Origin of the sequence: Pseudomonas sp. S07E 245 (assembly GCF_019599025.1) — a bacterium.
GTDB classification, from domain to species: Bacteria; Pseudomonadota; Gammaproteobacteria; order Pseudomonadales; family Pseudomonadaceae; genus Aquipseudomonas; species Aquipseudomonas shirazensis.
In genome coordinates this window covers 2,348,348-2,363,529 of sequence record NZ_CP080625.1, presented here as the reverse complement: position 1 = coordinate 2,363,529, position 15,182 = coordinate 2,348,348, and the positions used below count along the sequence as shown (strand labels likewise).

9 protein-coding genes are annotated in these 15,182 nt (G+C 63.2%); 3 read left to right on the top strand and 6 right to left on the bottom strand.

The window, feature by feature from the left end:
- The 3 genes from K3F44_RS10975 to K3F44_RS10965 all read right to left on the bottom strand — a co-directional run bounded on the left by K3F44_RS10975 (window position 1) and on the right by K3F44_RS10965 (window position 3,302).
- Window positions 1-1,608, bottom strand: coding sequence for a carboxyl transferase domain-containing protein (locus K3F44_RS10975; RefSeq protein ID WP_220634024.1), 1,608 nt, complete (start codon window positions 1,606-1,608; stop codon window positions 1-3).
- 18 nt (window positions 1,609-1,626) lie between these two features.
- Window positions 1,627-2,790 (bottom strand): isovaleryl-CoA dehydrogenase, encoded by a 1,164-nt coding sequence (locus K3F44_RS10970; RefSeq protein WP_220634023.1) that lies wholly within the window; start codon window positions 2,788-2,790, stop codon window positions 1,627-1,629.
- Window positions 2,791-3,140: 350 nt separating this feature from the next.
- Entirely contained in the window at window positions 3,141-3,302 is a 162-nt protein-coding gene (locus K3F44_RS10965) for a hypothetical protein (protein ID WP_181003808.1), read from the bottom strand.
- Between the two features lie 139 nt (window positions 3,303-3,441).
- On the opposite strand from K3F44_RS10965, the gene K3F44_RS10960 reads away from it, so the two are divergent.
- The 3 genes from K3F44_RS10960 to glgB are packed head-to-tail and all read left to right on the top strand — an operon-like array spanning window position 3,442 to window position 11,011.
- A complete protein-coding gene (locus K3F44_RS10960) occupies window positions 3,442-5,460 on the top strand; it encodes an alpha-1,4-glucan--maltose-1-phosphate maltosyltransferase (RefSeq protein WP_220634022.1) in 2,019 nt (672 codons plus the stop codon).
- 25 nt (window positions 5,461-5,485) lie between these two features.
- Window positions 5,486-8,797, top strand: a complete 3,312-nt coding sequence (gene treS, locus K3F44_RS10955) for a maltose alpha-D-glucosyltransferase (RefSeq protein WP_220634021.1) — start codon at window positions 5,486-5,488, stop codon at window positions 8,795-8,797.
- A complete protein-coding gene (gene glgB, locus K3F44_RS10950; RefSeq protein WP_150569869.1) occupies window positions 8,798-11,011 on the top strand; it encodes a 1,4-alpha-glucan branching protein GlgB in 2,214 nt (737 codons plus the stop codon).
- Window positions 11,012-11,059: 48 nt separating this feature from the next.
- On the opposite strand, the gene K3F44_RS10945 is transcribed toward glgB, so the two are convergent.
- The 3 genes from K3F44_RS10945 to K3F44_RS10935 form a co-directional block, all read right to left on the bottom strand.
- On the bottom strand, window positions 11,060-12,136 hold the full coding sequence (locus tag K3F44_RS10945; RefSeq protein WP_220634020.1) for an autotransporter outer membrane beta-barrel domain-containing protein: 1,077 nt from the start codon (window positions 12,134-12,136) through the stop codon (window positions 11,060-11,062).
- A 406-nt stretch (window positions 12,137-12,542) separates the two neighbouring features.
- Window positions 12,543-14,696, bottom strand: coding sequence for a glycogen debranching protein GlgX (gene glgX, locus K3F44_RS10940; protein ID WP_101320926.1), 2,154 nt, complete (start codon window positions 14,694-14,696; stop codon window positions 12,543-12,545).
- A 151-nt stretch (window positions 14,697-14,847) separates the two neighbouring features.
- Window positions 14,848-15,168 carry a DUF2934 domain-containing protein gene (locus K3F44_RS10935; protein WP_101320924.1) on the bottom strand — a complete coding sequence of 107 codons (321 nt, stop codon included), beginning with the start codon at window positions 15,166-15,168 and terminating at the stop codon, window positions 14,848-14,850.
- Window positions 15,169-15,182 lie beyond the last annotated feature (14 nt).

The window sequence follows — 15,182 nt, the reverse complement described above, 5'->3', positions numbered from 1 at the left end:
TCACATCCGGAAGATGCCGAAACGGCTCTGTTCGATCGGTGCATTGAGTGCGGCAGACAGCGCCAGGCCCAGGACATCGCGAGTCTGCGCCGGGTCGATGACGCCGTCGTCCCACAGCCGCGCGCTGGAATAGTAGGGATGGCTCTGGCGCTCGTACTGGTCAAGAATCGGCTGCTTGAGTGCGGCTTCGTCGGCACTGCTGAACACCGCACCGGCGCGTTCGCTTTGCTCGCGCTTGACCTGGACCAACACCCCGGCCGCCTGTTCGGCGCCCATCACGCCAATCCGTGCATTGGGCCACATCCACAGCATGCGCGGGTCATAGGCGCGGCCGCACATGCCGTAGTTGCCAGCGCCAAAGCTGCCGCCGATGATCACGGTGAATTTCGGCACCTGGGCGCAGGCCACCGCCGTCACCAGCTTGGCGCCGTGCTTGGCGATGCCGCCTTCTTCGTACTTCTTGCCGACCATAAAGCCGGTGATGTTCTGCAGAAACAGCAGCGGGATGCCGCGCTGACAGGCCAGTTCGATGAAGTGCGCGCCTTTTTGCGCGGCCTCGGCAAACAAGATGCCGTTGTTGCCCAGGATCGCCACCGGGTAGCCGTGCAGGTGGGCGAAGCCGCACACCAGGGTGGTGCCGAACAGCGCCTTGAATTCATCGAAGACCGAGCCGTCGACCAGCCGCGCAATTACCTCGCGCACATCGAACGGTTGCTTGGCGTCGGCCGGCACCACGCCATACAGCTCGTCTGCGCTATACAACGGCGCAACCGGTGCGCGGCATTGCAGACGGCCGAGCTTGTGCCAGTTGAGGTTGGCCACGCTGCGCCGGGCCAGGGCCAGTGCGTGTTCGTCGTTGTCGGCGTAGTGGTCGGCAACGCCACTGATGCGGCAGTGCACGTCGGCACCGCCCAGTTCCTCTGCGGTCACTACTTCGCCGGTGGCGGCTTTGACCAGCGGCGGCCCGGCGAGAAAGATCGTCGCCTGCTGGCGGACCATGATCGCCTCGTCAGCCATTGCCGGCACGTAGGCGCCGCCGGCGGTGCACGAGCCCATCACTACGGCGATCTGGGGGATGCCCAGGGCGCTCATGTTGGCCTGGTTGAAGAAGATCCGACCGAAGTGTTCGCGGTCCGGGAACACCTCATCCTGGCGCGGCAGGTTGGCGCCGCCGGAGTCGACCAGATAGATGCATGGCAGGCGGTTCTGCAGGGCGATGGTCTGCGCGCGCAGGTGTTTTTTCACCGTCAGCGGATAATACGAGCCGCCTTTGACCGTGGCATCGTTGGCCACGATCATGCACTCGACGCCCTCGACCCGACCGATGCCGGCGATCACGCCAGCGGCGGGCACGTCTTCGCCGTACACCTCGTAAGCGGCCAATTGACCGATTTCAAGAAACGCTGAGCCAGCGTCGAGCAGGCGGTCGATACGCTCGCGCGGCAACAGCTTGCCCCGCGCGGTGTGCCGCTCCTGGGCCTTGGCGCCGCCGCCCTGGCTGATCTGGGCGAGCAGGCTGCGCAGCGCCTGAATCTGTTCGAGCATGGCCGCGCTGTTGTCGGCAAACTCGGCAGAGCGCGGGTTGATCTGGGTGTGCAGAATAGCCATGGGCGCGGGTCCTTGTGCTCAGCGGGTTTCGTTGAACAGTTCGCGGCCGATCAACATCCGGCGGATCTCGCTGGTGCCGGCGCCGATTTCATAGAGCTTGGCATCGCGCAGCAGGCGGCCTGCCGGGAACTCGTTGATATAGCCGTTGCCGCCCAGAATCTGGATCGCCTCCAGCGCCATCTGCGTGGCGCGCTCGGCGCTGTAGAGGATCACCCCGGCGGCGTCCTTGCGCGTGGTCTCGCCACGGTCGCAGGCCTGCGCCACAGCATACAGATACGCCCGGCTGGCATTGAGCTGGGTGTACATGTCGGCGATCTTGCCCTGGATCAGCTGAAACTCGCCGATGCTCTGGCCGAACTGCTTGCGGTCATGGATGTACGGCACCACTAGGTCCATGCAGGCCTGCATGATCCCGGTCGGGCCGCCGGAGAGCACTACGCGCTCGTAGTCGAGGCCGCTCATCAACACGCGCACGCCGCCATTGAGCTGGCCGAGGATGTTCTCCGCCGGCACTTCGACGTTGTCGAAGAACAGCTCGCAGGTGTTGGAGCCGCGCATGCCCAGCTTGTCGAACTTGCTGCTGCGCGAGAAGCCCTTCCAGTCGCGCTCGACGATGAACGCGCTGATGCCATGGGCACCCTTGTCCAGGTCGGTCTTGGCGTAGATCACGTAGGTGTCGGCATCCGGGCCGTTGGTGATCCAGGTCTTGCTGCCGTTGAGTACGTAGTGATCGCCGCGCTGTTCGGCGCGCAGCTTCATCGACACCACGTCGGAACCGGCATTCGGCTCACTCATCGCCAAGGCACCGACATGCTCGCCGCTGAGCAGTTTGGGCAGGTACTTGAGCTTTTGCGCGTGGCTGCCGTTGCGGTTGATCTGGTTGACGCAGAGGTTGGAGTGGGCGCCGTAGGAGAGGGCCACCGAGGCCGAGCCGCGGCTGATTTCTTCCATGGCTACGACGTGGGCCAGGTAGCCCAGGCCGGCGCCGCCGTATTCTTCCGGCACGGTGATGCCGAGCAGGCCCATGTCGCCGAACTTGCGCCACATGTCGGCGGGGAACAGGTTGTCCTGGTCGATCTGTGCCGCGCGCGGGGCCAGTTCGGCAGCGACGAAGGCGCGGACCTGGTCGCGAAGCATGTCGATGGTCTCGCCGAGGGCGAAGTTCAGGCTGGGGTAATGCATGCTTGGGTACCTTTATTGTTCTTGAAACCATCACGCCCTGTGCAGGAGCGGCCTTGTGTCGCGAAAGGCCCGCAAAGCGGGCCCAGCAATCTCGGCGGCGAGGCTGCAATCTGGGGCCGCTACGCAGCCCTTTCGCGACACAAGGCCGCTCCTACACGGTGTGGTGCGGGTTGACGTTAACGTAAACCTGCCGCCAAGGGCTGTCAATCACGGCATCACCTTTACGTAAACGTTAGTCTGCTTGTGGAGGCTTTCCAAGCGTCTGAGCCATCAAAAAGGGCCGCAAAGCGGCCCTCGGGATATCACACCACAACAAACATAAACAGGCTCAGCGCGCCTGTTGACTATGCTCAAACCTTGACCGGCGGTTCCTCACTCGGCGGATCGCCCACCGTAGGCGGCATGGTCGGCTTGATCGGCAACTCATCCGGATCATCCTGCGGCACCGGCGGCGGCAAGCTTGGATCGTCGATGTTCGGATCGGGTGTCTCCGCCGGGATTGGAATGTTCATGGCCTGACCTCGCTGGGTAAATGAGGGATGCAAAGGCTTTGAACCACGCCTGCGCCATTTGCTCATTTTTTTTTGAACCCCCCACGCGTTCGACGGCTCTGAACCCTTACCGCCTCAAGCCCACAGGGAGCAAGGTCCGATGTCTCGCAACGAGCCCTTCGAAAGCGTGCCCATGGCCAATGACCACCCGGATCAGGCGATCAGCCTGGCCCAGGCGTTGCTGGCGCCGCGTCTGGTCATTGAAGACACCGCACCGGTACTCGACGGCGGCACCTTTGCCGCCAAGGCCATCAGCGGCCAGCCGGTGATGGTCAGCAGCAAAGTCTACAGCGACGGCCATGATCGGCTGATGGTGCTGCTGCACTGGCGTGAAGCGCGCAGCCGCGAGTGGCACAGTGTGCCGATGGAGGACGCCGGCAATGATCTGTGGCTTGGGCAATTCACCCCGACTGGATTGGGCCTGCACCTGTTCATCATCGAAGCCTGGATCGATCCGTACGCCACCTACTGCTACGACCTGGAAAAGAAATTCAACGCTGCGGTCGAGATCAAGCTGGAGTTGGAGGAGGGCCGCCTGCTGTTGGGCAAGGGCGCCGAGCGCACGGACGGCGCCTTGCGCGAGCAGATTCTGACGCTGCAATCGCGTCTGGCCGAGCTCGATGAGCAAGCCCAGGTTGCATTGCTGCTCGGCGAAGATGCGGCGCGCCTGATGGCCGAGGCCGAGCACCGCAGCTACCTGACCCGCAGTATCGAATTCCCTCTGGACGTCGATCGCCCGGCGGCGCAGTTCGCCAGTTGGTATGAGCTGTTCCCGCGCTCGATCACCGACGACCCGGCGCGCCACGGCACTTTCAACGACGTCCATGCGCGCCTGCCGATGATCCGTGACATGGGCTTTGATGTGCTGTACTTCCCGCCGATTCACCCGATTGGCCGCAGCCACCGCAAAGGCCCCAACAACTCACTGCAGGCCGGCCCTGATGACCCGGGCAGCCCGTATGCGATCGGTAGTGCCGATGGCGGTCATGACGCCATTCACCCGCAGCTGGGCAGCCGCGAAGACTTCCGCCGGCTGGTGGCTGCAGCCGCCGAGCACGGCCTGGAAATCGCTCTCGACTTCGCCATTCAATGCTCGCAAGACCACCCCTGGCTGGTCGAGCACCCCGGTTGGTTCAGCTGGCGCCCGGACGGCACCATCCGCTATGCGGAAAACCCGCCGAAGAAGTACCAGGACATCGTCAACGTCGATTTTTATGCCGCCGACGCCGTGCCCTCGCTGTGGCTGGCGCTGCGCGATGTGGTCATCGGTTGGGTCGAGGAGGGGGTCAAGACCTTCCGCGTCGACAACCCGCACACCAAACCGCTGCCGTTCTGGCAATGGCTCATCGCCAATGTGCGTAGCCAGTACCCTGACGTATTGTTTCTTGCCGAGGCCTTCACCAAACCAGCGATGATGGCCCGGTTGGGCAAGGTCGGCTATGCGCAGAGCTACACCTACTTCACCTGGCGCAACAGCAAGCAGGAGCTGCAGGAGTACTTCGAGACACTGAACCAGCCGCCATGGAGCCACTGCTACCGGCCGAATTTCTTCGTCAACACGCCGGACATCAACCCGTTCTTCCTGCAGCGCTCGGGCCGTGCCGGCTTTTTGATTCGCGCCGCGCTGGCGACCATGGGCTCAGGGCTGTGGGGCATGTACTCAGGCTTTGAACTGTGCGAAGCGGCGGCGATTCCGGGCAAGGAGGAATACCTCGATTCGGAAAAGTACGAGATCCGCCCACGCGACTTCACCGCGCCCGGCAACATCATTGCCGAGATCGCCCAGCTCAACCGCATCCGCCGGCAAAACCCGGCCTTGCAGACGCACCTGGGCGTGGCGTTCTTCAACTGCTGGAACGACAACATCCTGTACTTCGCCAAGCGCACCGCCGACCGCGAAAACTACATTCTGATCGCGATCAACCTGGACCCGAACAACGTCCAGGAGGCGAACTTTGAACTGCCACTGTGGGAGCTGGGCCTGGATGACAACGCCGACACCTATGGCGAGGACCTGATGAACGGCCACCGCTGGACCTGGCACGGCAAGACCCAGTGGATGCGCATCGACCCGAGCTATCAGCCATTTGGTATCTGGCGTATCAGCGCCGCGCAGTAGCCTTGATCTCGTACAGGAGTCGCACATGGCCAAGCGTTCACGCCCGGCAGCTTTTATCGACGACCCGCTCTGGTACAAGGATGCGGTGATCTATCAGTTGCACATCAAGTCGTTTTTCGACGCCAACAATGATGGTATCGGTGATTTTGCCGGGCTGATCAGCAAGCTCGATTACATCGCCGAGCTGGGCGTCAACACGCTGTGGCTGCTGCCGTTCTATCCGTCGCCGCGGCGTGATGACGGCTATGACATTGCCGAGTACAAGGCAGTGCACCCGGACTACGGCAGCATGGCCGATGCCAAGCGCTTCATCGCCGAGGCGCACAAGCGCGGCTTGCGGGTGATCACCGAGCTGGTCATCAACCACACCTCCGACCAGCACCCGTGGTTCCAGCGCGCGCGCCATGCCAAGCGTGGCAGCAAGGCGCGGGACTTCTACGTGTGGTCGGATGACGACCAGAAGTACGACGGCACGCGGATCATCTTCCTCGATACCGAGAAGTCCAACTGGACCTGGGACCCGGTTGCCGGGCAGTACTTCTGGCACCGCTTCTACTCGCACCAGCCAGACCTCAACTTCGACAACCCGCAGGTGCTCAAGGCCGTAATCGATGTAATGCGCTACTGGCTCGACATCGGCGTCGACGGCCTGCGCCTGGACGCGATCCCGTATCTGATCGAACGCGATGGCACCAACAACGAGAACCTGGCTGAAACCCATGTAGTGCTAAAGGCCATCCGTGCCGAGATCGACGCCAACTACCCCGACCGCATGCTCCTGGCCGAGGCCAATCAATGGCCGGAGGACACCCGGCCGTACTTTGGCGAGGGCACTGGCGACGAATGCCACATGGCGTTCCACTTCCCGCTGATGCCGCGCATGTACATGGCCCTGGCCATGGAAGACCGCTTCCCGATCACCGACATCCTGCGCCAGACGCCCGAGATCCCGGCGGACTGCCAGTGGGCGATCTTCCTGCGTAACCACGATGAGCTGACCCTGGAGATGGTCACTGACCGTGAGCGCGATTACCTATGGAATTACTACGCTGAAGATCGCCGCGCCCGGATCAACCTCGGCATCCGCCGGCGCCTGGCGCCGCTGCTGCAGCGTGACCGCCGGCGCATCGAACTGCTGACCAGCCTGTTGCTGTCGATGCCCGGTACGCCGACCCTGTACTACGGCGATGAGCTGGGTATGGGCGACAACATCTACCTGGGCGACCGCGATGGCGTACGCACGCCGATGCAGTGGTCGCCGGACCGCAACGGTGGTTTCTCTCGCGCCGACCCGCAGCGGCTGGTGCTGCCACCGGTGATGGATCCGCTCTACGGCTACCAGACGGTCAACGTAGAGGCCCAGGCCCACGACCCGCATTCGCTGCTCAACTGGAACCGGCGCATGCTCGCCGTGCGCAAGCAGCAAAAGGCCTTCGGACGCGGCAGCATGAAGACCCTGACGCCGAGCAACCGGCGCATTCTGGCTTACATCCGCGAGTACACCGATGCCAACGGCAACAGCGAAACCATTCTCTGCGTGGCCAACGTGTCTCGCGCCGCGCAGGCGGCCGAGCTCGACCTGTCACAGTACGTCGATAGGGTGCCGGTGGAGATGCTCGGCGGCAGTGCCTTCCCGCCGATAGGCCAGTTGCCGTTCCTGTTGACCTTGGCGCCTTACGGCTTCTACTGGTTCGTCCTCGCCTCGCGCGAGCGCATGCCCAGCTGGCATGCCGAACCTGCAGAAAGCCTCCCTGAACTGACCACATTGGTGCTGCGTAAACGTATGGAAGAGCTACTTGATGCCCCCGCACGAGACGCCCTGGAAACTTCGGTACTGCCGCAATACCTGCCCAAGCGGCGCTGGTTTGCCGGCAAGGAAGCACCGATTGACCAGGTTCGGCTGAGCTACGGCGTCCGCCTGGCTACGGCCACCACGCCGGTGTTGCTGGCCGAGCTGGAAGTGCTCAGCAATGGCGTGACCACCCATTATCAATTGCCATTCGGCCTGCTGCCTGAAGACCAGATCCACAGCGCGCTGCCGCAGCAACTGGCCTTGTCGCGCGTGCGCCGGGGCAGTCAGGTGGGTCTCATCACCGACGCCTTCGTGCTCGAGCCGTTCATTCGTGCGGTGCTGCGTAACTGCCAGGACGGCACCGTGTTGCCTTATGAGCATGGCGAGTTGCGCTTCCAGGCGACTGACCTGCTGGCGCCGCTTGGGCTGGATGAAGACAGCCCGGTGCGCTACCTGAGTGCCGAGCAGTCGAACAGCTCGGTGGTGATCGGCGATTGCGTAGTACTCAAGCTGATCCGCCGGGTCAATCCGGGTATTCACCCCGAGCTGGAAATGAGCGCCTACCTGACCGCTGGCGGCTTTGCCAATATCTCGCCGCTGCTGGCGTGGGTCAGCCGAGTGGATGCGCAGAAAGAGCCAAATCTATTGATGATCGCCCAGGGCTACCTGAGCAACCAGGGCGATGCCTGGGCCTGGACCCAGAACACTCTGGAGCGCGCGATCCGCGATGAAATGGAGCCCACCCGTACCGACGCTGAAGCGCACACCGATGCCCTGACCGAGCTCAACGGCTTTGCTGCACTGTTCGGTCAGCGTCTGGGTGAAATGCACCTGCTGCTGGCCACGCCGACCGAGGACGAGGCGTTCGCGCCGCGCGCCAGCAGCGCCGACGACAGCGCCCGCTGGGGCGAGCAGATCAGCGCCGAGCTGACCCACGCGCTGGACCTGCTGGCGCAGCACCGCGATAGCCTCGACAGCGAAAGCCAGGCCTTGGTCGACGACCTGCAGCAACAGCGCGACGGCCTTGCCAAGCGCGTCGAGGAGCTGGCTCAACAGGCCCAGGGTGGCTTGCTCATGCGCGTGCATGGTGACCTGCATCTGGGCCAGGTGCTGGTGGTGCAGGGCGACGCTTACCTGATCGACTTCGAGGGCGAGCCGGCCCGGCCGCTGCAGGAGCGCCGCGCCAAGCACAGCCCGTACAAAGATGTCAGCGGCGTGCTGCGCTCGTTCGACTATGCTGCTGCGATGATTCTGCGCAGCGACTCGGCAGTAGACCTGTCCAACGCCGCGCGGCAGGCCCGGCAGCGGGTTGCCCGGCAGTACCTGCACCAGTCGCGTCACGCCTTCGTCGAAGCCTATGGCCTGGCCACTGCCGCCATGCCCCACGCCTGGGAGCAGGCCGATGGCGAGCGCGCGGCACTGGAGCTGTTCTGCCTGGAAAAGGCTGCTTACGAAATTACTTATGAAGCCGAAAACCGGCCAAGCTGGCTGGCCGTGCCTTTGCATGGTCTGCATGGACTGATCAGTACTTGGGGAGAGTCATAAATGAACGCAATCAAGCGTGACAACGGCGGCCTTCGGCAACGGGACATCGACGCCCTGGCCCGCGCCGAGCACGCCGATCCATTTGCCGTGCTCGGCCCGCACCCGGACGGTGCGGGCGGCCAGTTCGTGCGTGCTTTTTTACCCGCCGCGCTGAGCGCCAAAGTCATTTCGCGCAGCGATGGCAGCGTGCTTGCCGAGATGCAACAGGGCAGCTTGCCCGGCCTGTTCAGCGCCCACATGGCGCAGCCGCAGGACTACCAACTGGCAATCAACTGGGCCGGTGGTGAACAGGTCACCGAAGACCCGTACAGCTTCGGCCCGCAGCTGGGCGACATCGACATGCACCTGTTTGCCGAAGGCAATCACCGTGACCTGGCCGGGCGTTTTGGCGCCCAGCCAATGCAGGTCGACGGCGTCGACGGCGTGCTGTTCTCGGTGTGGGCGCCGAACGCCAAGCGGGTCTCGGTCGTCGGCCATTTCAACAACTGGGACGGCCGCCGCCACCCGATGCGCCTGCGCCATGGCGCCGGGGTCTGGGAGTTGTTTGTGCCGCGCCTGGGCGTTGGCGAAACCTACAAGTTCGAAGTGCTCGGCCAGGATGGTGTACTGCCGCTCAAGGCCGACCCGTTGGCACGCGCCACCGAGCTGCCGCCCAGCACTGCCTCGAAAGTGGCCGGCCCGTTGGGCCACGAATGGCGCGACCAGGACTGGATGGAGCAACGCGCCCAGCGCCATGCCTACAACGCGCCGCTGTCGATCTACGAGCTGCACGTGGGCTCGTGGCAGTGCGAGCTGAATGACAGCGGTGAAGTAGCCCGACTGTATAACTGGCGTGAGCTGGCCGAGCGCCTGGTGCCCTATGTGCAGGAGCTGGGGTTCACCCACATCGAGATGCTGCCGATCATGGAGCACCCGTTCGGGGGCTCGTGGGGATACCAGCCGCTGTCGATGTTCGCACCGACGTCGCGCTACGGCACTGCCGAAGATTTTGCTGCCTTCATCGACGCCTGCCACCAGGGCGGTATCGGCGTGATTCTCGACTGGGTGCCGGCGCATTTCCCGACCGATGAGCACGGCCTGGCGCGCTTTGACGGGACTGCGTTGTATGAGTACGAAAACCCACTGGAGGGCTTCCATCAGGACTGGAACACGCTGATCTACAACCTCGGCCGCAACGAGGTGCGCGGGTTCATGATGGCCTCGGCGCTGCACTGGCTGAAGCACTTCCATATCGACGGCCTGCGCGTCGATGCCGTGGCCTCGATGCTCTATCGCGACTATTCGCGCAAGGCCGGCGAGTGGGTGCCCAACCGCCATGGCGGCCGCGAGAACCTGGAAGCCATCGACTTCCTGCGTCACCTCAACGGCGTGGTTGCCCATGAGGCGCCCGGGGCCTTGGTTATCGCCGAGGAATCCACCTCCTGGCCCGGCGTCAGCCAACCGACCCAGCAGGGTGGCCTGGGCTTTGACTACAAGTGGAACATGGGCTGGATGCACGACACCCTGCATTACATCCAGAACGACCCGGTACACCGCAATCACCACCACAACGAGATGAGCTTCGGCCTGATCTATGCCTACTCCGAGCATTTCATCCTGCCGATTTCCCACGACGAAGTGGTGCATGGCAAGCATTCGCTGATCGACAAGATGCCCGGTGACCGCTGGCAGAAGTTTGCCAACCTGCGCGCCTACCTGGCATTCATGTGGATGCACCCAGGCAAGAAGCTGCTGTTCATGGGCTGTGAGTTTGGTCAGTGGCGTGAGTGGAACCACGACCAGCAGCTGGACTGGTACCTGCTGCAGTACTCCGAGCACCAGGGCGTCAAACAGCTGGTTGGCGACCTCAACCGCCTGTATCGCGAACTGCCGGCGCTGCACGAGCAGGACTGCCAGCCGCAGGGCTTCCAGTGGCTGATCGGCGACGACGCGCAGAACAGTGTATTTGCCTGGTTACGCTGGAGTAGCAGCGGCGAGCCATTGCTGGTGGTGGCCAACTTCACCCCAGTGCCGCGTGAGGGCTACCGGGTTGGCGTGCCGTTTGCCGAGCACTGGCAAGAGCTGCTCAACACCGACGCACAGGAGTATGCCGGCTCCAACGTCGGCAATCTGGGCGCCGTAGCGACTGAAGCGCTGCCGGCTCATGGGCAGCCGCTGTCGTTGGCGCTGAACCTGCCGCCCCTGGGCGTATTGGTGCTTAAGCCAGCCAACTGAATCCAGTCCGGGCAAGCCGCAGCCTCGCTGCAGCTTGCCCGGATCGGTTCACCAGCGCATTTTCACACCCAGGCTGCCAATCAGCCCATTCAGGTCATTGTCGTCGACGTCGCTGCTGTAGTCGGCGCTGACGAACAGCGCCACATCCGGCGTCATCCGCGCTACCAGCCCCAAGCCAAGTTCGACCGTGGTCGACTTGCGCGAGCTGGAAATCTTGTCGACCTGATCCAGCTGCACGCCATCGGCATTGCTGAAGTCGTACCAGACGTTTGTCCGCAGGTAGGGTTCGACCGGCGTTCCGCGTACATCATAGCGGGCCGACAGTTTGGCCCCGACGCGGCCGCTCCAGTTCGGCTGGCTGTCGAACGTCTGCAACGTCGCCTCCTGCGCCTGGCTACCGGGGAAGAACTGCTGATTGATCAACTGCGCCTGCGGCTCGATCACCCAGCCACCACCCAGACCAATAGGCAAACCGCCCTCGACCGAGAAGGTCATGGCGTGACCGCTGTCGTCCAGGCGCTGGCCGCTGTCGCTGCGGCCGCTGACGTCGATGCGCGTGCCCATGGCCACGGCATCCAGGTGCCAGCCCTTGTCATTGCTCATGCTCCAGTACACGCCCAGGCTTTCGCCGCTGAGGCTGACTGCATTGCGCTGCTTGTCGCCAAGCAGCGGGCGCATGCCGTTGAACGAGCTCTGCAGGTTGTTCTGGCCGACAAAGATGCCGGCGCGGTGCAGGTTGCCGGCGGATGATTCGCGCACCAGCAGGTCAGGGCCGACGATCAACTGCTGGCTGCGGGCTTCGAGCTGATTTTGCGTTGGGGCGCTGCTGCGCGGCAGGCCGGGAAAAAGCTGCGCCCATTGGTTGCCGTCCACGTCAGGCCGGGGCCGCTGCTGACGCTCGCTCAGCCGTTCTGAGAGGGCGCTCAGGGTATTGATGTTCAAGCCGCTGGCGCTGACCGGATCAAGCGCAAACTGCGCCGCAGCCGGTTGCTGCCAGAGGCTGGCGAAGGGTTCGTCGTCCTGCTGATCGAAAGCAAAAGTTTCCACCGGGGTTGCCAGAAGCAGCGACGTGGAAACCGCGTAGAAAACCTGTTCCATCCGTGATGGATGCGCTGTCTTGTTCATGGCGGTTCTCCTCTGTTGTCATTGAATACAGCCAAGGGACCTGGCCTGTTGTCACGGGCTGTACGGCACACATCAGAGGGCGACCCAAACCAGCACGCAGGGCGTGTTCAACGCGCACGAAGGCGCGCGCCAGAGCGCCCGGCGCGAAATTTTTACTTCAGTTGGTAAGTTCAGCTAAGGAGACCGCAGCGCTTGCGTCAAGAATCTGTGAAGGGCGTGTCGATGAACTGTAAATGGAGGTAAAGGATTGGAATCGTTGAACAATTCAAGGCGCATAGCGAGGATCGCTATTTGCCCTGAATTGGCTATGCCGAAACATTGCTAGCGGCGTGTGACTTTTCGGTGTGTGACCTGCACCTCTGCAGCGATACAGCGCTGCAGAGGTGCATCAGTCATCAGCCCGCACTCAGTCGTCGTCATGCTCCAGCACCATCAGCAGGAACGAACGGCCGGTCACCTCGAAGGTGGTGCCGAACTCCAGCCGCTCAGCCTTGCGCAGCTCAGGTCGGTCGGTGTCGATCAGGCAGTTCCAGTGCTCGCCCTGTGGCACCGAAGGCAGCAGGAACGGCACCGTGTCGTGGTGCGAGTTGACGATCAGCAACACGGTGGCCTCCGAGCCTGGGCGGGCGATGCCGCTGACCTGCGCACGGCCATCGATGAGCATGCCCAGGCAACGCCCGTGCGGATCTTCCCACTGCTCGACGCTCATCTCGTTGCCATCCGGCGCCAGCCAGGTGACATCCTTGACGCCGATCGCTTCGTTGTAATCGCCGACCAGGAAGCGCGAGCGACGCAGCACCGGGTACTTCAGGCGCAGGCGGGTGAGGCGTTTGACGAAGGCCAGCAGTTCGCTGCCTTCTTCGTCCAGGTCCCAGTTGATCCAGCCGATCTCGCTGTCCTGGCAATAGGCGTTGTTGTTGCCGTGCTGGGTGCGGCTGAACTCGTCACCGGCAACGATCATAGGCGTGCCTTGGGCAAGCAGCAGGGTAGAGAAGAAGTTGCGCATCTGGCGCATGCGCAGGGCGGCGATCTCGGGATCTTCGGTCGGGCCTTCGGCACCGCAGTTCCACGACATGTTGTTGCTGGTGCCGTCCTGGTTGTTCTCGTCGTTGTCTTCGTTGTGCTTGTCGTTGTACGAGACCAGGTCACGCAGGGTGAAGCCGTCGTGGGCGGTGATGAAGTTGACCGAAGAATACGGGCGCCGGCCGCGGTTGTTGAACATGTCGCCGGAGGCAGTCATGCGCGCGGCAAAGTCGGCCAGCTGGCCTTCGTCGCCTTTCCAGAAGCTGCGCACCGTGTCGCGGAAGCGGTCGTTCCACTCGGCCCAGCCCGGCGCAAAGTTGCCGACCTGGTAACCGCCTGGGCCGCAGTCCCACGGCTCGGCGATCAGCTTGACCTGGCTCAGCAGCGGGTCCTGGCGGCAGGCGACGAGGAAGCTGTGGCGCTCGTTGTAGCCATCATGGTAACGGCCGAGGATGGTCGCCAGGTCGAAGCGGAAGCCGTCCACGCGCATCTCGCCGGCCCAGTAACGCAGCGAGTCGGTGACCAGTTGCAGCACGCAGGGGTGGCTCAGGTCGAGGGTGTTGCCGGTGCCGGAGTCGTTGATGTAGTAGCGCTTGTCATCCGGCATCAGGCGGTAGTACGAGGCATTGTCGATACCGCGCATCGACAGCGTCGGGCCTTGCTCGTTGCCTTCGGCGGTGTGGTTGTAGACCACATCGAGGATCACTTCGAGGTCGGCGTTGTGCAGGTGCGCAACCATCTCCTTGAACTCGGCGATCTTGCCGCTGGCCAGGTACGCCGGGTGCGGCGCGAAGAAGGCGATGCTGTTGTAGCCCCAGTAGTTGCTCAGGTCTTTTTCCAGCAGGTGCTGGTCGTTGACGAAGGCGTGGATCGGCAGCAGCTCGATCGACGAAACGCCCAGATCCTTGATGTGCTTGAGCAGATCATCGTTGGCCAGGCCGGCGAAGGTGCCGCGCAGCTCTTCTGGCACCGAAGGGTGGCGCATGCTGATGCCACGGGTGTGGGCTTCGTAGATGATGGTCTGATCCCACGGCACCTGCACCCGGTGGTCGCGGCCCCAGGTAAAGGCCGGGTCGATGACCTTGCACTTGGGCACGAACGGGGCGCTGTCACGCTCGTCGAACGACAGGTCGCCATCGGGATGGCCGATGGTGTAGCCGAACAGCGCTTCGGACCACTTCAGGGTGCCGACCAGCTGTTTGGCGTAGGGGTCGATCAACAGCTTGTTAGGGTTGAAACGATGACCGTTCTGCGGCTCGTACGGGCCGTACACACGGTAGCCGTAAACCAGCCCCGGGTGGGCGTCTGGCAGGTAGCCGTGATAGATCTCGTCGGTGTATTCAGGCAGCTCGATACGCTCGAGCTCGTGCTCACCGCTGGAATCGAAGATGCACAGTTCAACCTTGGTGGCGTTGGCCGAGAACAAGGCGAAGTTGACGCCCAGGCCGTCCCAGGTAGCACCGAGGGGGAAGGGCATGCCCTCGCGAATGCGCGAGGGAGCAACGGAGCGGGTTTTCTTTTGGGCACGGGGGCTCATGGCAGACCTCGATGGCAAGGGGAATGGGTGGGCAAAGGTGTTCGTACGGCGGGTAGCTCATGCCAGCCCCGGCGCCGCTGCAAACTTGCTTTGCAGGACGGCGCCGGGGTGCTGGAGGCGTTGAGCTCAACCGCTACGTAATTGTTGCGTTTCAGCTGCCGGCAGGTTTCTTCGCAGTGCGAGGCTTCTTCGCGGCGGCTGGTTTTTCTGCTGCGCTGGCGGCAGGTTTGGCCTGTGCTGCTTTGCTCTGGGCGGCGCTGGGCTTTGGCTGCGCGGCAGCTTTGGGCTCGGCAGCGGCCTTGGGCTTGGCTGCAGGTTTTTTACGGGGCTCGGCCTGGGGCGAGCTGGCTTCCGCTTCGACGAGCTTGCGGGCCATTTCCCAATGGCGTTCCTCATGACCCTCTGGCTTGCCTTCGGACTCCCAGATTTCGTAGGCAAACTGGCGAATACGCTTTTCGTTGGCACTCATCATGACGCTCCTGATAC